The organism is Bradyrhizobium sp. USDA 3397 (assembly GCF_054060965.1).
On record NZ_JBSSDS010000001.1, the window covers coordinates 1,549,555 to 1,568,228 of the forward strand.

An 18,674-nucleotide genomic window follows, 5' to 3' on the forward strand; every position below is an offset into this window, starting at 1 on the left:
CCGTCTCCCCCAATGGCGGAGTTCCGCTGCGTCCCTATGTCTTTGCGAGCGTCACCAAGAACGGACACCGGTCGATGGCACAACTCAAGCTTGGCGCGTTCATGCGCCCGATCAGCATCCACACCGGCGCCTGGCGCTATCCCGGGGCCTGGCCCGACGCCAATTTCAATTTCGGCCACATCAAGACGCTGATCCGAAAGCTCGAGGCCGGCAAGTTCGACGCCTTCTTCATGGCCGATCACCTCGCCGTGCTGAACATGCCGATCAACGCGCTCAAGCGCAGCCACACCGTGACCTCGTTCGAGCCGTTCACGCTACTATCGGCTTTGTCAGCCGTGACCGAGCGCATCGGCCTGATTGCGACCGGCTCGACCACCTTCGACGAGCCCTATCACGTCGCGCGCCGCTTCGCCTCGCTCGACCATCTCAGCGGCGGCCGCGCCGGCTGGAATATCGTCACCACCTCGAACCCGGACGCGGCGCTGAATTTCGGCCTCGACGATCATATGGAGCACGCCGAGCGCTACAAGCGCGCCCGCGAGTTCTACGACGTCGTCACCGGTCTCTGGGACTCCTTCGCCGACGATGCCTTCGTGCGCGACGTCGAGAGCGGGCTGTTCTTCGATCCCGCCAGGATGCAAACCCTCGACCACAAGGGCAAATACTTCAAAGTGCGCGGCCCCCTCAACATCGCCCGCCCCGTGCAAGGCTGGCCCCTGATCGTGCAGGCCGGCGCCTCCGAAGACGGCAAGCAGCTCGCCGCCGAGACCGCGGAAGCGGTGTTCACCGGCGGCGGCAGCCTCGCCGATGGCCAAAAACTCTATGCCGACATCAAGGGCCGCATGGAGAAGATCGGCCGTGACCCCGAGCACCTGAAGATCCTCCCCGGCGCCTTCGTCGTCGTGGGCGACAGCGTGGACGAGGCCAAGGAGAAGCGCGCTTTGCTCGACAGCCGCGTGCATTACGACAGCGCCATTGCCTCGCTCTCCGTCATCCTCGGCACCGATGCCTCCGGCTTCGATCCCGATGGGCCGCTTCCCGAAATCCCCGAGACCAATGCCAGCAAGAGCGGCCGGCAGCGCCTGGTCGATCTCGCCGCCCGCGAGAAGCTCACCGTGCGCCAGCTCGCCCAGCGAGTCGGCGGCTATGGTGGGCTGTCCTTCGTCGGCACCGCCAGGACCATCGCCGACCAGATGGAGGAATGGCTGGTCGGGCGCGGCTCGGACGGCTTCAACATCATGTTCCCGTTCCTGCCCGCCGGCCTCGACGATTTCGTCGACAAGGTGGTCCCGGAGTTGCAGAAGCGCGGGATTTTCCGCAAAGAGTATGAAGGGCCCACTTTGAGGGAGAATCTGGGCCTGCCGCGGCCGAAAAACCGGTTCTTTGCGGCCTAATGGGCCCGATTTGAGCAGTTTCCGCAGCCTGAAACCTTGACTTCCCGCCGTTTCTGACTAGGTTGCCGGCCAACGCGGGCCGTTTGGCCGGCTCCAGATTCCCCCTGATATTCTGAGGTTCAGAACATGGCCAAAGCGGTCACCATCAAGGTCAAGCTCGTGTCCTCGGCCGACACCGGCTTCTACTACGTCGCCAAGAAGAATTCGCGCACCATGACCGACAAGCTGGTCAAGAAGAAGTACGACCCGGTCGCGCGCAAGCACGTCGAATTCCGCGAAGCCAAGATCAAGTAAGATCGCGGCGTAGCGCTAAGGATTTTTGCGGGGCCCTTGCGGGCCCCGTTGTCGTTTCGGCGCACGTGCCCCGGGGCCAAGCTATCGGGCGCTGCGCTGCATCGAGAGCACGAGACCAAACTGATGTGCTCCTGACGTCTCTGCAGAAGGATCTGGATTGCTTCGTCGCAAAAGGCCCTACTGACGGCGCGTGGCGACAACACCGCTCGCACGCCTCTGCGAGCGCCTACCTGCGACACTCCGGCGCGAGATAGGAACCCGCTTGAGCCATCATTGTTGAGCCACGATCATCGAGCGGCTATCTTTCGAGAGTGAACCTCTTGCGCCGCTCAGACATGATGGGAGAATCGCATGCGCACCGCCCTACTCATCGTCGTCATGGTCATCGGATTTTCTTCCGCAGCAAAGGCTGAGCGTGAATATCCCTGGTGCGTCTTTGGCGGGCACCTCGGCTATCCCGGCGAATGCATGTATTCGACGCGAGAACAATGCCTGGCGTCGGCGTCCGGGCGATGGAACATGTATTGCGATGTGAACCCACGCGTGAGGTTCAAGCAGCCGCCTCCGCCCCGGCAGCGCTGATCGTGGTGCGCACGCTTGCCTGTCTCCTCTTCGTCTTGATCACCATGTCCGCGCCCAGTCCAGCCGCAGCGCAGCGGTTCGGCGGCAACTCGCCGGTATGCCTTCAGAGCTGGAAACGGGGCGGCATCACCTGGATCTCGTGCCAGTATCGTTCATGGGACGAGTGCAGAGCGAGCGCCGCGGGCCAGTCGGCAATGTGCCTGGAAAACCCCTACGTGCAACAGCCGCCCCAGCCACGCCGCAGCCCGCATCCCCGATAGAGGCGGTCGCGGAAGGGAAGCGTCAGGCAGCGATTGTCGGAGCATTCGCCGGCACCGGTACGATGTCGTGCTCAAGCATGATCTGGAAAAGTGCGAAGCGGCTCCGGAAAGATCATGCGTGAACGACAACCTAAAGCGCGATGATGATTCATCCCTAATCTCATCGCGCTTTAACGGGCGAGCGCATCCTTGTAGATAATCCCATCTTTCATGATGACCCTGAAATTGTTGGCGGGGTCGGCAAGAAGGCCGATATTGTCCAGGGGATTTCCGTCGACGAGCAGCAAATCCGCGAGCGCGCCCTGCTCCATGACGCCGAGTTTGCCGGGATAAGGATTCCGCTTGCCCGATAGCGCCAGCAGTTCGGCGTTCGTCGATGTCGCCATCGTCAGCGCTTCGGCGGGCGTGTACCAGCGAGCGAGCGAGGCCAGGATGGCCCCCTGTTGGCGCGCGAGCGCTGCAGAGAACAGGACGTCGGTGCCCCACGCCGTCTTGATCTTGTACTTCTTCGCCAACTCGTAGGACCTGACTATGCCGGGCCAGACCTCATCCGCCTTGGCTCGCTGGACCGAGCCTACAGGAAAGCCCAGCCTCAAATCGTCGGGGAGAGGCTGTAGACTCAGCCATACACCCTTCTCCGCCATCAGCTTCGCTGTTGCCTCGTCCATCAGGAAGCCGTGCTCGATACACTTCACCCCAGCCGCAATGGCTCCCCGAATGGCAGCAGGCGTAAAGGCATGCGCAGCGACATAGGTGCCCCAGTTCTCGGCCGCTTCGACGGCGGCGCGTATTTCCGGTTCGGTGAAGGTGGTCACGTCGATCGGACTGAAAGGCGACGACACCCCGCCGCCAGCCGTCAACTTGACTTGGGAGGCGCCTTGCATGAGCTGTTCGCGGACACGGACGCGGACCTCGTCGGGACTGTCCGCAACCATTGCCCCGCCGGTCTGTTCCATGCGGCTGAGCATGCCGCCGATCGTCCGCGGCAGGTCGGTAAGCTGGCGGAAGTCGCCATGCCCACTCGTGACCGTAATGATCGCGCCGGACGGAAAAATGCGCGGCCCCTTGATGATACCCTCGTCGATGGCGCTCTTGAGCCCGAACACCGGCCCGCCCACGTCTCGAACGCTGGTAAAACCGCGCATCAGAGTGTGCGCAGCCTCGTCGCCAGCGACAAGATTGACGTAGCCGACGTCGCCGAGCGACTGTTCCGGCGTCACTCGGATCAGCATCGCATGCCAATGGTTGTCGATGAGGCCGGGCATCAACGTGCGCCCGCCGCCTTCGATGATGCGAATCTCCGCCGGGCTATCCACCGCTATCGGCTGGAGCGAGATTGATTCTATCTTGTTGCCGCGCACCAAGACGTTGGAGGAGGCAGACAGCGTGGCGCTCTTGCCATCGAAGATGCGGACGTTCTGAAAGAGCGTGCCCGCGCCACCGGTCTGAAGCGCTTGCTGCGCCAGGCTCGCTCCACCGGGCCAGGCCGAGAGCATGACTGCGATCGACAGCGAGCGACATGTTACGCTGATCGGCGGTCGGATGCGCCGCGCACTGTACAACGCATTCAAGAGAGTTCCTGCCATCATCGCGCACGGCCCCTCTCCGAACGAAATGTCGCGCGGCCCCTTGAACGCAACGTAAAAGACGAGGCCTTCGCTTCTCGTTCGCGAAGACTACTGTAGCGTGTAACCATTCATAATGAAACGACAAGTGATTTGACGCAACGGGGCTGTCGAAGGCATCGCCGAAACGTCGCGGCAGGAGCAGGCCAGGTAACTTCAGTGCGTAAATTCGTATCAATGTTGGTGATGTGGCCGAGAAAGCCGATCGGCTTTCTCGTTCGGAACATGCTCGTCACATGGGCCGTACTGGCCATCTGCTACGCGAACTTGCCTTGGTCCCGGCTGCGCGCGATTTCGACCGCAGCCCTGCTACGCCGTCCGCAACACCGGCGCCGGCGGCTGCGACGGCTTGATCAGCGCGAACGCGACCTGCACGATGCCGCCGGCAAGGCCCAGCGCGACGCCGATGCGCCAGGCCATGGTGTAGGAGCCGAGCGCGTCGTAGAGCAGCCCGCCTCCGTAGGCGCCGAGGAAGCTGCCGATCTGGTGGCTCATGAAGGCGAGGCCCTGGATCATCGCCTGCCAGCGCAGGCCGAACATCTCGGCGACCGCGCCCGCGACCAGCGGGCCGACGCCCATCCACAGAAAGCCCATGATCGCGCCGAACAGCAGCGTCGAGAACGGGCTTGCCGGCAGCATGAAGTACCAGGCGAGCGCGAGCGAGCGCAGGATGTAGATCCCGCCCAAGAGCGCCAGCTTGTTCCAGCGTTGGCCGGCCCAGCCGAAGAACAGCGAGCCCAGCACGTTGAAGCCGCCGATCATGCCGAGCGTCTGCGCGCTCAGCATCGGATCGAGGCCGCAGATCGCGAGATATGACGGCAGGTGCGTGGTGAGGAACACGAGCTGCATGCCGCAGACGAGATAGGCGCAGGTCATCACCACGAAGGAGGCATTGCCGAACGCGGTCCTCGCCGCGGCTGCAGCCGTGGCATCATCGATCTCGTCGGCCGCCGGCTTCGGCAACGGAATCTTGTCGACGCGCCCGGCATACCAGGCCGCAGGGATCATCAGCACCGACATGATGACGAAGCCGGCAAGCCCGACGCGCCAGCCAAAGCCCTCGTTGAGCATCTGCCCGATCGGCGCCGACAGCAGCGCGCCGAGCGAGCCCGCGCCGGAGACGATGCCGAGCACGGTCGAGCGCACCGTCTCTGGCACCGCACGTGCCGCCACCGACATCGCGATCGCCGCCGCGGTGCAGGCGAGCGAGGTCCCGATCAGCACGCCCGCGCCGATCATGATGCTGAGAAGCCCATTCGCCGTTGCCATCAGCGCGAGGCCCGCGATGTACATCAGCGCGCCCGCGATCATGATCGGTCGGAAGCCGTAGCGCACGGTGAGTGCACCGGCGGGCGGCTGCAGGAAGCCCCAGGCGAGGTTTTGCACGGCCAGTGCAAGCGTGAAATCCGAGATCGAAATGTGGATGTCGTGCGTCAGCGGCTGCATGAAAATGCCGAGCGACTGCCGCAGCCCCATGCTCAGCGTCAGCATGATCGAGGCGCCGATCAGGATCGGCAACGTCGGACGCAGGACCTGCAGCAGGGGCATTTTTCTTCTCCCTTTTGGGCGCGGCACGCGTGCCGTCGTCTGCTTTTGCCGATGTTTTTGGGTACACAGACCTGTCTACTTAGGCTATAGATGGAAGCGGCTGTCAAGCGAACAGGACGCATTCCGCTGCATGGCTCCCCCGCCTGCCCCACAGACGATGAAAGAGCGGATCCTTCAGACCGCCGACAAGCTGTTCTATCTGCAAGGCATTCGCGCCATCGGCGTCGACACCATCGCGGCCGAGGTCGGCATCAGTAAGCGCACGCTCTACAATCACTTCCCGTCCAAGGACGCGCTGATCGCGGCCTATCTCGAGCGCCGCTTCGTCAGCGCACGCCCCTCCGACAAGCCGCCCGCCGAGCAGATCCTCGCAACGTTCGATTCGCTGGAGCGACGCTTCGCGGCGAAAGACTTTCGCGGCTGCCCGTTCGTCAACGCGGTCGCCGAGCTCGGCCCCGCCGACCGCGCCGTGAAGAAGATCGCGATCGCCTTCAAGGAAAGCCGCCGCCTCTGGTTTCGCGACCGCCTGACCGAGCTCGGCGTCGCCGATGCGGAGGCTCTCGCGACACAGCTGGTGCTGCTGGTCGACGGCTCCATCGCGCAGGACTTGGTGCGTGACGATCCCGCGATGGCAAGGGCCGCGAAGGAAGCGGCGAAGGTGTTGTTGCGGAATGCGGGGGTGGATGTGGGCGAGGATGCGAACCCGGCGGAGAAACGGAGCAAGCGCGCTCCAGACTAACCGCTCTCGCCTGATCGCTCGCTGTCATCACCCGCGAAAGCGGGTGATCCAGTATTCCAGAGACAGTGAGGCTAGACCCGAGAAGCTGCGGCGTACTGGATTCCCCGCTCCAGTGCGCGACTGCGCACAAGGCGGAGAATGACACCGGAATTTGCGGAGGAAGCGCGGGCGCCTGACTACCCGTCAGGACCATTTCGCGACCCTACCAATATGCTCCTGTTTTGCCCGACGGGTCAAATGACGCTGCCGCCGGCGCAAGCCAACTCGCCACCCGCGTAACCCATTGATCCGGCTCGCACCGGCTACTGTGCATGGGGTTGTTTTCGCAACTTTGCGCGGACGGCCCTTACGCTGCGTGCGACACCACGCGATTGCGGCCGTCGTGCTTGGCGCGGTAGAGCGCGGTGTCGGCGCGCTTGAGGACGTCGGCGACGGCCTCGCCCTTGCGCTCCAGCGTGGTGAGGCCGATCGAGATCGTGACCTCGATGCGCTTGGCACCCTTGTGGATCGCGAACGGCTCGCCCGCGATCGAGCGGCGAAGGCGCTCGGCGACCATGCCGGCGACGTGGAGATCCGTCTCCGGCATCACGATGACGAATTCCTCGCCGCCGTAGCGGCAGGCGAGATCAATGCCGCGGATCGATTTGCGCACCCGCACCGCGAACTCGCGCAGCACGTCGTCGCCGGCATCGTGGCCGTAATTGTCGTTGATCGACTTGAAATAGTCGATGTCCAGGATCATCAGCGCCAGCGGCTTGCCGCGGGTCGCGGCCTGCTCGGCGAGCGTCGCCAGATGGCTCTCCATGTAGCGGCGATTGTGCAGGCCGGTCAGCGCGTCGGTGATCGCCATCTCGATCGAGTTCTGCACATTGTCGCGCAAATGATCGGTGTAACGGCGGCGGCGAATCTGGGTGCGGGCGCGCGCCAAGAGCTCGGTCTTGTCGATCGGACGCAGCAGGTAGTCGTTGACGCCGATCTCGAGGCCGCGCAGCAGCCGCGTCGAGTTCTCGGGGTCGGCGATGGCCAGGATCGGCACGTGCCGCGTGCGCTCCAGCGAGCGCGCCTGGCTGCACAGGCGCAGGCCGTCGAAATTGTTGAGGTCGAGCGAGACGATCAGGAGGTCGTAATTGCCTTCGGCGGCGTGGAACAGCGCCTCCGTCGGGTTCGGCTCGACGTCGATGGTGTGCTCGGCAGCGAGGATCGTCGCCAGCCGCTCGTAGGAGGACTGGCGGTCGTCGACCAGGAGGATGCGGCCGCCCTTGCCGGTGTCGGCGATCGCACTGCGCTCGGGCGCCTGCATGCCGATCTCGAGCGAGGTGATGGCGCGCATGCGCAGCTCATCCGTCATCATCTTCAGCCGCGTCAGCGAGCGCACCCGCGCGATCAGCACGACGTCGGAGACGGGTTTGGTCAGGAAGTCGTCGGCACCGGCCTCGAGCCCGCGGTTGCGGTCGGCGGGGCTGTCGAGCGCGGTGACCATCACCACCGGGATGTGATGCGTAGCCGGATCGGTCTTGAGGCGGCGGCAGACCTCGAAGCCGTCCATGTCGGGCATCATCACGTCGAGCAGGATGATGTCGCATTCGGCACGCCTTGAGATCGCGAGCGCCTCGGTGCCGTTCGCAGCGGTCATCACGTCGAAATATTCGGCGGAAAGGCGGGCCTCTAACAGCTTGACGTTGGCGGGAACGTCATCGACGACCAGGATACGCGCGGACACTGTGAACTCACTTCCTATCCGATAAAACGCCGGACCGTCTCAATGAATTTGCCGACCGAGATCGGCTTGGACAAATAGGCTTCGCAGCCGCCCTCGCGGATGCGCTCTTCGTCGCCCTTCATCGCGAACGCCGTGACCGCGACAACGGGAATGGCACGCAGCTCCGGATCGTCCTTGATCCAGCGTGTCACCTCGAGGCCGGAGACCTGCGGCAGCTGGATGTCCATCAGCACGAGGTCGGGCCGCATCTTGCGCACGAGGTCGAGCGCCTCGTAGCCGTTGCTGGTGCCGGAGGTCTGGTACCCGTGCGCCTCCAACAGGTCGCGGAAGAGCTTCATGTTGAGCTCGTTGTCTTCCACGATCAGGACGGTCTTAGCCATCCCGCCCTCCTGATTGGTCCGAAGGACCGGTACATATGACGCCTCAGACGCCGCTTCCCGGCGTTTCGAAAACTGGATTCAAACTAGCCTCAGATTCGCTTGAGTTTCGTTAAACCCGAGGGTCCACTTTCTGCGATGTGGTTTCCAGTTGCTTGTCCGGGGCCGGAAGACTTGAGCACGAGACTCGGGCATGATGATTCCAAATTAGAGACCGAAAGTTAACGGAAAGGCAAACCGTCCCCGTGAAAAAGCCTGTTCACAACCCCCGCGAAGTCGCTGAAATCGTTGCGATTCAGGCCCTGTCCTTCGTCGCGGGCGAGCCTGAGCGGCTGGGCCTGTTCCTGGCCGAGACGGGGGTCGGTCCGGAGACCCTGCGCAACGCCGCCGCGAACCCGAATTTCCTCCTCAGCGTGCTCGATTTCGTGATGCGGGACGATGCTACCGTGAAGGCCTTTGCCAAGGCCGCGGAACTGCACCCGACCAACGTTGCCGCGGCGCGGCAGGTCCTCGGCGATGCGCTCGGCGACCCCTCCTGGGAGCGCGACGTGCCGTGAGCGTCCCAGAGCCGGCCGGGCCCCGCTGCTTCTGCCGGGATTGTCTGGCCGACCTCGACATGGGCGTACAGAACCTCGGCGTGCGGCGCTGCACGGCCTGCGGTTCCCCCCGCCTCGTCCGCCACCGCTCGCTCGCCGGCCTGACCATCGCCCATATCGACTGCGACGCCTTCTACGCGACGGTCGAGAAGCGCGACAACCCTGACATCGCCGACAAGCCTGTCATCATCGGCGGGGGCAAGCGCGGCGTGGTGTCGGCGGCCTGCTACATCGCGCGCACCTATGGCGTTCGCTCGGCGATGCCGATGTTCAAGGCATTGGAAGCCTGCCCGCATGCGACCGTGATCCGCCCGGATATGGCAAAGTACGTCCGGGTCGGCCGCGAGGTCCGCCAGGCCATGCAGGCGCTGACGCCGCTAGTCGAGCCGCTCTCGATCGACGAGGCCTTCCTCGATCTCTCCGGCACCGAGCGCGTGCACGGCATGATCCCCGCCAAGGTGCTGGCGCGCTTTGCCCGCGACGTCGAGCGCGACATCGGCATCACCGTCTCGGTCGGCCTGTCCTGCAACAAGTTCCTGGCCAAGATCGCCTCCGACCTCGACAAGCCCAGAGGCTTTGCCGCGCTCGACCAGGAGGAAGCGCGGTTGATGCTGGCGGAAAAGCCGGTCGGCTTCATCTTCGGCGTCGGTCCCGCGACGCAGGAACGCCTGGTGCAGCGCGGCTTCCGCATCATCGCCGATCTGCAGAAGGCCGACGAGATCGAGATGATGCGGCAATTTCCGAGCGAGGGCCGCAGGCTGTGGCGGCTCGCACGCGGCATCGACGACCGCCGCGTCGAGCCTGACCGCGGCGCCAAGACGATCTCCAGCGAGACGACGTTCGAGACCGATATCCGCGATTTCGCGACGCTGGAGAAGATCCTGTGGCGGCTCTGCGAGAAGACGTCGTCGCGCCTGAAGAGCAGCGAGCTCGCCGGCTCCACCGTGACGCTGAAGTTGAAGACCGCCGATTTCCGCCAGCGCACGCGCTCGCAATCGATCGCCGCCCCGACGCAGCTGGCCGCGAAGATCTTCTCGATCTGCCGCGAGATGCTGGCCAAGGAAATCGACGGCACCGCCTTCCGCCTGATGGGCGCCGGCGTCAGCGCGCTGCGCGAGGGCTCCGCGATCGACGACACCGACATGCTCGACCGCCGCGCCGCCCACGCCGAACGCGCGGTCGACAGCCTGCGCAAGAAGTTCGGCAGCGCCGCGGTGATCCGCGGCATTGCCTATCAGGGCCCGGAGAAGGCGCAGGAGTGATGACGGGCGAACGCGATCTCAATGCGCTGCTGAGACAGATGAAGCCGGAGCTGCGACCGGGCACCTTCGCATTTTGCACGATCGCGGCAGACGAGATTATTCCCGCAGCAGTCGATCCGCTCCTGATCTTCCGCGAGCAGGAGAGCACAACGGTCGTAGCACCGCTGGAGGATGCCGAACGGGCGGGACTGCGCTACGAATTCGCCTCACGCCTGATCACGCTCACGGTTCACTCCGCGCTCGATGCCGTCGGCTTCCTGGCGGCAATCACGGCGCGCCTCGCCGACGCCGGCATCAGCGTGAATGCCGTGTCGGCGTTCCACCACGACCATCTCTTCGTACCCGTTGGCCGTGCGGATGAGGCGATAGCCGTTCTGCAAGAGCTGTCGGAGGCGAAGCACTCATAGCACCTGTAGCCCGGATGGAGCGCAGCGCAATCCGGGACAGTGCTCCGTGGCGACAGGCTTCCCGGATTACGCTTGCGCTTCATCCGGGGTACAGGAAAACCTCAATCCGCAACCGCGACCGCCTCGATCTCGATCAGCCATTCCGGCGCAGCGAGCGCGGAGACGCCGACAAGCGTCGAGGCCGGCGGCTCCATGCCTTCGAAGAAGGCCGAACGGGCTTTGCCGATGATGGGGCGCAGCTCCGGCTTGTAGTTCACCACGAAGGTCGTGATCTTGACGATGTTGGAATAGCTTGCCCCCGCGGCCTTCAGCGCGAGGCCGAGATTCTGCATCACCTGCGTCGTCTGCGCGGCGATATCGCCCTCGCCGACGATCCGCCCCTCCTCGTCGGTCGAGACCTGGCCGGAAATGTAGATCGTGCGCGCGCCCGTCGCGGTGACGACGTGGGAATAGGCTGGATTGTGATGCAGGCCGCTGGGGCGGAGATGGTCGAGCTTCGGCATGGGCTGGCTCCCCGAGTTTGTGGTTGTGAGGGAGCGTAGCGGGAGAGTGTGACGAGAGCTAGCCCTGTCACGGTGAAGCGGCGAAGAGGCATCTTGTAGGGTGGGCAAAGGCGCCCTTGCGCCGTGCCCACCATCTTTCATCACTCGCGCCTCGAAGTGGTGGGCACGCTACGCTTTGCCCACCCTACGGGCACTGCGCGCGCGGAGAGCTCTGTGCCTCAATTACAGGGCTTGCTGTCCTTCACGTCGAACTTGCCCATGGCGCCGGAGATGACGAAATCGTTGTAGTCGAGCATGAGCTGGCGCGAGACGCCGTTCTCGTAGAGCTCGAACGCCATCGCATAGACCGGCGTCTGCTCGCCCTCCTTCTGCTGGGCGTCGCGGTCGAAATAGCTGACGGTGACCGGCCAGCGCTTGAGCGACTTCATGTGCTCGTCCGCAGTCGACGGATCGGACGAGGTGGCGCGGTCGGCGGGGATCGGCTGACCGATCACGGTCAGCGTGTTGTAGACCTTCTGGCCGTCATCGGAGCCGTCATAGACGGAGAGTTCGAGCAGCGATTTGCCTTGCCTCGCCGCTGCGATGATGCGCTGGATCTGCTCGGTCGGGAACACGATCTTGCCGTCGAGCGTGAACGTCTTCGGCGCCGGAAGCTTCAGCTTGACGTTGATGTGGTCGCCGTCGCGCTCGGCAGAGCCGTCGACGCGGCCGGCATCCGTCTCGTTCATGCGCGTCTCGATCTTGAAACGGTAGCTCTTGCCCGCGGCATCCTCCCAGGAGTTGGAGCGGAGGTCGCTGAGCGTGACCTTGCCCTCGCCGCTGTCGAGCTCGGAGACCTGGCGGAATTCCGAGGTATAGCCTTCACAGGCGTTCCCCGTGAAATTGTAGAGGATCCGGCCGCGGGCGCTATTGACCGAATTGGTGCGCGATTTGACGAGGCGGAGGTCATAGAGCGCCTGGTGCGCAAGAAACGGACCGTTGGCGGCCTGGGCTTCGCCGCCAAGGCCAACACTGGCTGCGGCGAGCGCCATCACACCGAGCGAAGTCCGGAAAAGGTGCAACATGTCTGTTCCCTGAGGAAAGCGCAGATTCGACATTTTAATGACCGTTCCATTGCGCCGCAACTGAGGCCGTACACGTAAAATTGCCCCTCCACGTTGAACCTGCTGCCCCCCAACACAATGCGCCCCCCTCCGGTTGCTTGCATGTGGCGGCACGATGGGCGAAACAGGGCGCGCCCGGCCATCCAGGGGACGCGCCGGAACGAAGGATTTTTGGACAACGAGGTCGGACATGGCGGGCACGGTCGAGCAGAAACTGGCGGAGCAAGGCATCAAGCTGCACGAGGCCCCCTCCCCCGTCGCCAACTACGTGCCCTTCGTGCGCACGGGCAACCTCCTGTTCGTCTCCGGCCAGGTCTGCTTCGACCCCGCCGGCAAGCTGATCGCCAAGGGCAAGCTGGGCGCCGGCGTCTCGATCGAGGACGGCGCCGCAGCCGCGCGCGGCTGCGCCGTCAACCTGCTGGCCCAGGTCAAGGCGGCGCTCGGCGATCTCGACAAGGTCGTACGCGTGGTGCGCCTCGGCGGCTTCATCAACTCGGCCCCGGATTTCCTGGATGCGCCGAAGGTGCTCAACGGCGCCTCCGACCTGATGGTTGCCGCCTTCGGGGACAAGGGCCGCCACGCCCGCACCACCGTCGGCGTCGCCTCGCTGCCCGCGGATGCGGCGGTCGAGGTCGAAGGCGTGTTCGAGGTCGCCTGACGCCAAATGCGCGCTCCGGATTGGCTGACAGCGCGGCCGGTCGCCCATCGCGGCCTGCATGACATTTCGCGCGGCATCGTCGAGAACATGCCGGGCGCGGTGCAGGCTGCGATTGCTGGTAATTTTGCGATCGAGGTCGATATCCAGCTCTCGGCCGACGGCGAGGCCATGGTCCATCACGACCATGCCCTGGGCCGACTCACCGAGGCCACCGGCGAGGTGATCGCAAAGACCGCGACCGAGCTGAAGGCCGTCAGGTTCAAGGACACCGACGAGCGGATGATGTCGCTCGCCGACCTCTGCGCCATGGTCGCCGGACGTGTGCCCCTGGTGATCGAGGTGAAGAGCCATTTCGGTGGCGATCGCAAGCTGGTGAAGCGGATGGCCGAGGTGTTGGCCTCGTATGACGGCCCCGCCGTCGGCATGTCCTTCGATCCCGACCAGGTGCTGGCGCTGCGTGACCTGTTGCCCAACCGTCCGCGCGGCATCGTCGCGCAGCGGAGCTATGAGGACGAGTACTGGGCCAACCTCACCCAAGAACAGCGCGACAGCATGCTGTACCTGCGCCACGGCTTGCAGACCCGGCCGCATTTCGTCGCCTTCAAGGTCGACCACCTGCCGGCCCCCGCCCCCTGGATCGCCCGCAACCTGTTCGGCTGCGCCCTGCTCGGCTGGACCGTCCGCACCCCGGAGCAGCGGAGCCGGGTCGGGCGGTATGCGGACCAGATGATCTTCGAGGGGTTCGTGCCGTAGCACCTCGCGTGTCCCGGACAAGCTGCAACGCTTCAGCGTTGCGGCGCAGAGCCGGGACCCATCTCTCCGCGGGCGCGCTGCCACATGGGCCCCGGCTCTGCAGCGCACCGCTGAAGGAGTGCTGCGCCGCGTCCGGGGCACGAGACCTGTGTTCCCCCGCCCTCTTGAAGTCGCTGCTGCAATGCACGATCTTGGGCACGATGGCATCATCGGAAATCACGCTCGAGGCCGTACCTTCGATTGGCGACGTGTCACCGGAGGATTGGGACGCCTGCGCCAATCCCGGCGGACGGTGCAACGGGGCTGGCGCCGGAACCTCATCCGCTCTTCCAAGCGATTCCCTCGACCTCTCAAGACCCGCCTATAACCCGTTCGTCTCCCACGCCTTTCTCTCTGCGGCCGAGAAATCGGGCTCGGCCACGATCCGGACTGGCTGGGGACCTCGGCATCTGGTCGCCAAGCTCGGCGGCCGCGTGGCTGGCGTCGTGCCCTGCTATCTGAAATCGCACAGCCAGGGCGAGTACGTCTTCGACCGCGGCTGGGCGGACGCCTATGAGCGCGCCGGCGGACGCTACTATCCGAAGCTCCAGGTCTCGGTTCCCTTCACGCCGGCCACGGGGCCGCGGCTGCTGGTGCGCGACGGCATCGATCGCGAGCGCATCAATGAGGCGCTGGCGAGCGGGCTCATCGCGCTGTGCGGCGTCAGCAAGGCCTCCTCCGTTCACGTCACCTTCGCGCGGGAGTCGGAATGGAAGCTGCTCGCCGAGCACGGCTTCCTCCAGCGCACCGACCAGCAGTTCCACTGGCACAATGAGGGCTTTGCGAGCTTCGACGACTTCCTGGCGACGTTGAACTCGCGCCACCGCAAGTCGATCAAGCGCGAGCGGCGCGATGCCCTTGCGGCCGGCATCACGATCCATTGGCTCACCGGCAAGGACATCACCGAGGATGCCTGGGATGCCTTCTTCGCATTCTACATGGAGACCGGCTCGCGCAAATGGGGTCGGCCGTATCTGACGCGCGAGTTCTTCTCGCTGATCGGCGAGACCATGAACGAGGACGTGCTGCTGGTGATGGCCCGCCGCAACAATCGCTGGATTGCGGGCGCGATCAACTTCATCGGCTCGGACACGCTGTTCGGCCGCAATTGGGGCGCGGTCGAGCATCACCCGTTCCTGCATTTCGAGGTCTGCTACTACCAGGCGATCGATTTCGCGATCAAGCGCGGCCTCAAACACGTCGAGGCCGGCGCGCAGGGCGAGCACAAGATCGCGCGCGGCTACCTGCCGCGCACCACGCATTCCGCCCACTTCATCGCCGATCCTGGCCTGCGCCGCGCCATCGACGATTACCTCAAGCGCGAGCGCGCCTATGTTGCGGAAGCCGGACGAGAGCTCGCCGAGCTCGGCCCGTTCCGCAAAGGGGCCGACGAGGCGCCTTGACGCCTCGCCACGGCTGGTGACAGTAAGCGCAAATCGTCCGAGGAGCCGCCGCCATGACCGCCTACGACAGCAACAACATCTTCGCAAAGATCCTGCGCGGCGAACTGCCCTGCTACAAGGTGTACGAGGACGAGCACGTCTTCGCCTTCCTCGACATCATGCCGCGGGTGCCCGGTCACACGCTGGTGATCCCGAAGGCCCCTGCCCGCAACATCCTCGACATCAAGCCCGACGATTACGCCGATGTCGCCCGCGGCGCGCACAAGATCGCGGCCGCCGCGATGAAGGCGTTCGACGCCGACGGCATCACCGTGCAGCAGTTCAACGAGCCTGCCGGCGGACAGGTGGTGTTTCACCTGCACATGCACGTGATGCCGCGCCACGACGGCGTCGCCATGTTGCCGCCGGCGAGCCGCAAGGAAGACGACAAGGTGCTGCAAGAACACGCGGCGAAGCTGATGGCGGCGTTGAAGGGTTGATCGTCATTCCGGGGCGCGACGAAGTCGCGAGCCCGGAATCCATTTCACTACCGTCACTGCCGCCCGATGGATTCCGGGTTCGACGCTTCGCGTCGCCCCGGAATGACGGAGAAAGTCACTCCGTCTCGAAATCACCCTTTTGCGGCGCGGCCAGCGGCGTGAACTCGCAGCGGTCGGGCTTGATGTCGATCAGCGGCGTGTTGTCGATGCAATCGAGGCCGCGCACCAGGATGGCATTGCCATCGATGCCGACCAGCTTGACGATCGAGGTGCCGATCGGATTGGGCCGCACCGGCGAGCGCAGCGAAAACGTGCCGCGGGTCTTCTCGTTGTTCTTCGGGCTCTGCAGGATGATGTCGCGGCGCGACTTGTCGAGCCAGTACAGGACCTCGAGATTGCTGTAGAAATCGACGCCCTTGATCGCGGGCACGAACGGCTCGAAGATCTCGAGCCGGCAGATCGGGCCATCGTGACGCCCCTGCCGCGGCGTCTCCAGCCGCGACGACCAGGGCGTGCGGATACGGCCGATGAAGACGAGGCCGGCATCTTGCGGCGGCGGCAGCTCGATGGCGACCTCGCCCTCGCGGAGCTCCTGTTCGCGAACCATATGTCCTATTCCCTGGCTGTTCGCTGGCGGTTTTAGCCCAACCACCACTTGCCGGCCAGCATGAAGACCTCGCCCGTGACCACGCCCGCGAAGATCGAACGGCGGGTCAGCAGGAAAACGACGAGCCCGGCACCGACCGCGCCATAACGCAGGACGTCAGGCACGCTGGCCAGCGCGCCCGGTGGCTGGACCACGATCTGGGCGATGACGCCGGCCAGGATCGCGGTGGCGACCGCCCTGACCCAGACCAGCAGCTCCGAGCCCTCGTCGATGCCGCCGCCGAACCACAGGCCCAGCATGCGCCAGATCTGGTTGGGAACGACGCCGGCGACGAACAGGACGGCAAGCGCGTGCCAGTCGCCGATGGCTTGCGCAAAGCTCATGCGCGCACCTCCCGCCACCAGTGCACGCCATAGGCGATCGTCCCGGCGACCACGCCGCTGACGAGGATGTCGAGACCGGAGTTCATCTTCGCCGCCAGAGGATAGAGCACGATGCCCAGCACGAGCGCGACGACGTCGGCGGCTTCGCGGCTGTTGCGCGCGGTCGAGAACAGGAACGACAGCGGCGTCAACAGCAGGATCGCCGCACCAAGCGTCTGCGTCAGGTTGGCGGCGAGGAAATAGCCGACGATATTGGCGGCGAGGCACACGGAGACGAGCCCGCAGCCGAGCCCGTGGACGAAGGCGATCCGCCGTTCGCGCGGCACCTGCGGCAGGAAGCGATGGCATTCGACCCACAGCGTCACTGCGGTGAGATGCGCGGCGAAAATCAGCTCGCGCCGCTTGGTCGTGGGTGTGCGCATCAGCGGCAGCACAGAGACCACCATCGGAAACAGGCGGATGGCGCTGACTGTCACCGCGATCGCCGACTGGATGATGGTGGCGCCCGAGCCGAGCGTGGTGATCAGGATGATCTGCGCCGGACCTGCCCAGACGAACAGCGTCGAGCACAATGCCCAGAGCAGGCTGAATGGGTGTCGTGAGCGAGCGCACCGATGCCGAGATAGGTCACGAACAGCACGATGGTGAGGATCGTCTGCGTGATCGAGCGCAGTCCCCACGCGAAGGCGCGCCAGGGACTATTCCATTGCGGTGAATCGAGCGGAGGAAGCGCCACGGAAGCTTTGGCCGTTGAGGAATCGTGCCGGCATAACGGGCGAGACGGGGGCGCGCGTCAAGGAAGGGTGCGGCGGGGCTGGCATGCGTGACACACCCACCGCCGTCATTCCGGGCGCGCCACTTGGCGCGAACCCGGAATCCATCAGGCCGCAGGAATCGCTGTGGATTCCGGGTTCGCCACTTCATCGCGCCCCGGAATGACAGCTCATCCTACCCCGCCACACCCCTGTTTCTCAGAACGAAGCAGGCCCCGCCCGCCTTGCGGATGCGGTTGCACAGATCATCGGCCTCGGCGCGTGTATCGGCGCCGATGCGGACCTGATAGAAGGCGCGCGTGCCGCGGCTGCGCACCACCGAGGAGAGCAGGCTCGGATCGCGCTCGCCGATCACGGTGCTCAGCTTCGTCACGGCCCGGGAATACATTGCGAGCGCCCTGTTGCGGTCGAAGCCGGCCGCGAGCTGGACGCCCCAGATCTTTGCGGCCGCGAGCTCGACATGCTGCTCGAGCTCGGCGACGAACGGATTGGGAGCACGCTTGAGCAGCGCCATCAGATCACGGCAGCTCGTCGGGGGTGAGCTGGGCGGTCCCTTGCCGGTGCTCCCCGCCTTGGCCCAGGCATCGACACTGGTGCCGGTGATGGCATAGACGTAATTGCGGGTCTGCTCGGGCATCGGTCCGGTGCCGGCGAGCCATTCCTGCACCCGCCGAGGGCCGGCGTTGTAGGCGGCGGCGGCAAGGCCGAGATTGCCGAACTGGTTGCGCAGCTCATTCAGGAATTCGGCCGACTTCGGCAAGGCCTGCACCGGATTGAACGGATCGAGCAGCCCGCGCTCGCTGGCAGTGCCCGGCATGAACTGCGCGATCCCCTGCGCATGCTGGCCGCTGCGCGTCATCGGCCCGACCGCATCGGCCTGAAAGCGGCTTTCCTGCCAGATCACGCGCGCGAAGAATTCCAGCGGCAGGCTATTGTCGCGCGCGGCCGCCTCCACGATCAGGCAGATCGACTCCCGCGTGTCGCTCTCGCGCGCGTCGTTTGGTTTCTCCGGCGGCCTCTCGGGTTCCTCGGCCTTCGGAGGCGCATCGATGGGGGGCGCCTCCTCTGCAAGCGCTGGCGACTGCACGAGGACCTGGCACAAGACAGCAATGACCCGAGCTATTCGCATGGCATCGACGTAATAGGACAAATCGGACCTTGACTTGGAA

21 protein-coding genes and 1 pseudogene are annotated in these 18,674 nt (G+C 64.9%); 12 read left to right on the forward strand and 10 right to left on the reverse strand.

The annotated features are described in order from the left end of the window. Positions 1-74: 74 nt before the first annotated feature. The 4 genes from ACVWYQ_RS07250 (at position 75) to ACVWYQ_RS07265 (ending at position 2,530) form a co-directional block, all read left to right on the forward strand. Positions 75-1,394 (forward strand): LLM class flavin-dependent oxidoreductase, encoded by a 1,320-nt coding sequence (locus ACVWYQ_RS07250; RefSeq protein ID WP_404540655.1) that lies wholly within the window; start codon positions 75-77, stop codon positions 1,392-1,394. A 126-nt stretch (positions 1,395-1,520) separates the two neighbouring features. Continuing rightward, the gene (gene rpmG / locus ACVWYQ_RS07255) at positions 1,521-1,688 is read left to right on the forward strand and encodes a 50S ribosomal protein L33 (protein ID WP_007603295.1); all 168 of its coding nucleotides are present in this window, start codon (positions 1,521-1,523) and stop codon (positions 1,686-1,688) included. Positions 1,689-2,039: 351 nt separating this feature from the next. Beyond that, positions 2,040-2,270: a DUF3551 domain-containing protein gene (locus ACVWYQ_RS07260; protein WP_271538160.1), complete on the forward strand. Its 231-nt coding sequence runs from the start codon at positions 2,040-2,042 to the stop codon at positions 2,268-2,270. Further along, positions 2,201-2,530 (forward strand): DUF3551 domain-containing protein, encoded by a 330-nt coding sequence (locus tag ACVWYQ_RS07265; protein WP_271538162.1) that lies wholly within the window; start codon positions 2,201-2,203, stop codon positions 2,528-2,530. Before ACVWYQ_RS07260 ends, ACVWYQ_RS07265 begins: the two co-directional genes overlap by 70 nt. A 170-nt stretch (positions 2,531-2,700) precedes the next feature. On the opposite strand, the gene ACVWYQ_RS07270 is transcribed toward ACVWYQ_RS07265, so the two are convergent. Together ACVWYQ_RS07270 and ACVWYQ_RS07275 are read right to left on the reverse strand one after the other, a co-directional pair. Then, entirely contained in the window at positions 2,701-4,026 is a 1,326-nt protein-coding gene (locus tag ACVWYQ_RS07270; protein ID WP_456727128.1) for an amidohydrolase family protein, read from the reverse strand. A 438-nt stretch (positions 4,027-4,464) separates the two neighbouring features. Continuing rightward, positions 4,465-5,703, reverse strand: a complete 1,239-nt coding sequence (locus tag ACVWYQ_RS07275; RefSeq protein WP_271538166.1) for an MFS transporter — start codon at positions 5,701-5,703, stop codon at positions 4,465-4,467. Positions 5,704-5,833: 130 nt separating this feature from the next. Between ACVWYQ_RS07275 and ACVWYQ_RS07280 the strand changes: the two genes are divergently transcribed. Beyond that, positions 5,834-6,442, forward strand: a complete 609-nt coding sequence (locus ACVWYQ_RS07280; protein WP_333919199.1) for a TetR/AcrR family transcriptional regulator — start codon at positions 5,834-5,836, stop codon at positions 6,440-6,442. 346 nt (positions 6,443-6,788) lie between these two features. Here ACVWYQ_RS07280 and ACVWYQ_RS07285 read toward each other — a convergent pair whose 3' ends face one another. Both ACVWYQ_RS07285 and ACVWYQ_RS07290 read right to left on the reverse strand, forming a co-directional pair. Continuing rightward, on the reverse strand, positions 6,789-8,162 hold the full coding sequence (locus ACVWYQ_RS07285; RefSeq protein ID WP_225152436.1) for a PleD family two-component system response regulator: 1,374 nt from the start codon (positions 8,160-8,162) through the stop codon (positions 6,789-6,791). A gap of 14 nt (positions 8,163-8,176) precedes the next feature. Beyond that, positions 8,177-8,542, reverse strand: a complete 366-nt coding sequence (locus tag ACVWYQ_RS07290; RefSeq protein ID WP_008566616.1) for a response regulator — start codon at positions 8,540-8,542, stop codon at positions 8,177-8,179. A gap of 242 nt (positions 8,543-8,784) precedes the next feature. On the opposite strand from ACVWYQ_RS07290, the gene ACVWYQ_RS07295 reads away from it, so the two are divergent. The 3 genes from ACVWYQ_RS07295 to ACVWYQ_RS07305 are packed head-to-tail and all read left to right on the forward strand — an operon-like array spanning position 8,785 to position 10,804. Next, positions 8,785-9,096, forward strand: a complete 312-nt coding sequence (locus ACVWYQ_RS07295) for a DUF3572 domain-containing protein (protein ID WP_338122813.1) — start codon at positions 8,785-8,787, stop codon at positions 9,094-9,096. Then, on the forward strand, positions 9,093-10,397 hold the full coding sequence (locus ACVWYQ_RS07300; RefSeq protein ID WP_275498696.1) for a DNA polymerase IV: 1,305 nt from the start codon (positions 9,093-9,095) through the stop codon (positions 10,395-10,397). The genes ACVWYQ_RS07295 and ACVWYQ_RS07300 overlap by 4 nt, the downstream gene beginning before the upstream one ends. Beyond that, entirely contained in the window at positions 10,397-10,804 is a 408-nt protein-coding gene (locus ACVWYQ_RS07305; protein WP_157286641.1) for an ACT domain-containing protein, read from the forward strand. The genes ACVWYQ_RS07300 and ACVWYQ_RS07305 overlap by 1 nt, the downstream gene beginning before the upstream one ends. A gap of 101 nt (positions 10,805-10,905) precedes the next feature. Here ACVWYQ_RS07305 and ACVWYQ_RS07310 read toward each other — a convergent pair whose 3' ends face one another. Next, entirely contained in the window at positions 10,906-11,307 is a 402-nt protein-coding gene (locus ACVWYQ_RS07310) for a RidA family protein (RefSeq protein WP_018646938.1), read from the reverse strand. Between the two features lie 218 nt (positions 11,308-11,525). Further along, a complete protein-coding gene (locus ACVWYQ_RS07315) occupies positions 11,526-12,371 on the reverse strand; it encodes a cell envelope integrity EipB family protein (protein ID WP_271538180.1) in 846 nt (281 codons plus the stop codon). A gap of 229 nt (positions 12,372-12,600) precedes the next feature. On the opposite strand from ACVWYQ_RS07315, the gene ACVWYQ_RS07320 reads away from it, so the two are divergent. From ACVWYQ_RS07320 to ACVWYQ_RS07335, 4 genes are all read left to right on the forward strand, one after another. Next, positions 12,601-13,068 (forward strand): RidA family protein, encoded by a 468-nt coding sequence (locus tag ACVWYQ_RS07320; RefSeq protein ID WP_271538182.1) that lies wholly within the window; start codon positions 12,601-12,603, stop codon positions 13,066-13,068. A gap of 6 nt (positions 13,069-13,074) precedes the next feature. Continuing rightward, the gene (locus ACVWYQ_RS07325; protein WP_271538184.1) at positions 13,075-13,821 is read left to right on the forward strand and encodes a glycerophosphodiester phosphodiesterase; all 747 of its coding nucleotides are present in this window, start codon (positions 13,075-13,077) and stop codon (positions 13,819-13,821) included. A 200-nt stretch (positions 13,822-14,021) separates the two neighbouring features. Beyond that, positions 14,022-15,263 carry a GNAT family N-acetyltransferase gene (locus ACVWYQ_RS07330; RefSeq protein WP_275498701.1) on the forward strand — a complete coding sequence of 414 codons (1,242 nt, stop codon included), beginning with the start codon at positions 14,022-14,024 and terminating at the stop codon, positions 15,261-15,263. A gap of 53 nt (positions 15,264-15,316) precedes the next feature. Further along, a complete protein-coding gene (locus tag ACVWYQ_RS07335) occupies positions 15,317-15,742 on the forward strand; it encodes an HIT family protein (protein WP_456725549.1) in 426 nt (141 codons plus the stop codon). Between the two features lie 115 nt (positions 15,743-15,857). Here ACVWYQ_RS07335 and tsaA read toward each other — a convergent pair whose 3' ends face one another. The 4 genes and pseudogenes from tsaA to ACVWYQ_RS07355 form a co-directional block, all read right to left on the reverse strand. Continuing rightward, on the reverse strand, positions 15,858-16,349 hold the full coding sequence (gene tsaA / locus ACVWYQ_RS07340; protein WP_271538189.1) for a tRNA (N6-threonylcarbamoyladenosine(37)-N6)-methyltransferase TrmO: 492 nt from the start codon (positions 16,347-16,349) through the stop codon (positions 15,858-15,860). Between the two features lie 32 nt (positions 16,350-16,381). Continuing rightward, complete coding sequence (locus ACVWYQ_RS07345; RefSeq protein ID WP_036015173.1) at positions 16,382-16,732, reverse strand: AzlD domain-containing protein; 351 nt, start codon at positions 16,730-16,732, stop codon at positions 16,382-16,384. Beyond that, positions 16,729-17,468, reverse strand: a pseudogene (locus tag ACVWYQ_RS07350) (AzlC family ABC transporter permease). The gene ACVWYQ_RS07345 and the pseudogene ACVWYQ_RS07350 overlap by 4 nt, the downstream one beginning before the upstream one ends. A gap of 212 nt (positions 17,469-17,680) precedes the next feature. Next, positions 17,681-18,634, reverse strand: a complete 954-nt coding sequence (locus ACVWYQ_RS07355) for a lytic transglycosylase domain-containing protein (protein ID WP_456727129.1) — start codon at positions 18,632-18,634, stop codon at positions 17,681-17,683. Positions 18,635-18,674 lie beyond the last annotated feature (40 nt).

Bases quoted from the DNA above. Each gene is read 5' to 3' on its own strand.
- ACVWYQ_RS07250 (WP_404540655.1), top strand. From the start codon at position 75: ATGGCACAACTCAAGCTTGGCGCGTTCATGCGCCCGATCAGCATCCAC.
- ACVWYQ_RS07310 (WP_018646938.1), bottom strand. From the start codon at position 11,307: ATGCCGAAGCTCGACCATCTCCGCCCCAGCGGCCTGCATCACAATCCA.
- rpmG (WP_007603295.1), top strand. From the start codon at position 1,521: ATGGCCAAAGCGGTCACCATCAAGGTCAAGCTCGTGTCCTCGGCCGAC.
- ACVWYQ_RS07315 (WP_271538180.1), bottom strand. From the start codon at position 12,371: ATGTTGCACCTTTTCCGGACTTCGCTCGGTGTGATGGCGCTCGCCGCA.
- ACVWYQ_RS07335 (WP_456725549.1), top strand. From the start codon at position 15,317: ATGACCGCCTACGACAGCAACAACATCTTCGCAAAGATCCTGCGCGGC.
- ACVWYQ_RS07330 (WP_275498701.1), top strand. From the start codon at position 14,022: ATGGCATCATCGGAAATCACGCTCGAGGCCGTACCTTCGATTGGCGAC.
- ACVWYQ_RS07260 (WP_271538160.1), top strand. From the start codon at position 2,040: ATGCGCACCGCCCTACTCATCGTCGTCATGGTCATCGGATTTTCTTCC.
- tsaA (WP_271538189.1), bottom strand. From the start codon at position 16,349: ATGGTTCGCGAACAGGAGCTCCGCGAGGGCGAGGTCGCCATCGAGCTG.
- ACVWYQ_RS07290 (WP_008566616.1), bottom strand. From the start codon at position 8,542: ATGGCTAAGACCGTCCTGATCGTGGAAGACAACGAGCTCAACATGAAG.
- ACVWYQ_RS07355 (WP_456727129.1), bottom strand. From the start codon at position 18,634: ATGCGAATAGCTCGGGTCATTGCTGTCTTGTGCCAGGTCCTCGTGCAG.
- ACVWYQ_RS07345 (WP_036015173.1), bottom strand. From the start codon at position 16,732: ATGAGCTTTGCGCAAGCCATCGGCGACTGGCACGCGCTTGCCGTCCTG.
- ACVWYQ_RS07275 (WP_271538166.1), bottom strand. From the start codon at position 5,703: ATGCCCCTGCTGCAGGTCCTGCGTCCGACGTTGCCGATCCTGATCGGC.
- ACVWYQ_RS07270 (WP_456727128.1), bottom strand. From the start codon at position 4,026: ATGCTCTCGGCCTGGCCCGGTGGAGCGAGCCTGGCGCAGCAAGCGCTT.
- ACVWYQ_RS07280 (WP_333919199.1), top strand. From the start codon at position 5,834: ATGGCTCCCCCGCCTGCCCCACAGACGATGAAAGAGCGGATCCTTCAG.
- ACVWYQ_RS07305 (WP_157286641.1), top strand. From the start codon at position 10,397: ATGACGGGCGAACGCGATCTCAATGCGCTGCTGAGACAGATGAAGCCG.
- ACVWYQ_RS07320 (WP_271538182.1), top strand. From the start codon at position 12,601: ATGGCGGGCACGGTCGAGCAGAAACTGGCGGAGCAAGGCATCAAGCTG.
- ACVWYQ_RS07265 (WP_271538162.1), top strand. From the start codon at position 2,201: ATGGAACATGTATTGCGATGTGAACCCACGCGTGAGGTTCAAGCAGCC.
- ACVWYQ_RS07325 (WP_271538184.1), top strand. From the start codon at position 13,075: ATGCGCGCTCCGGATTGGCTGACAGCGCGGCCGGTCGCCCATCGCGGC.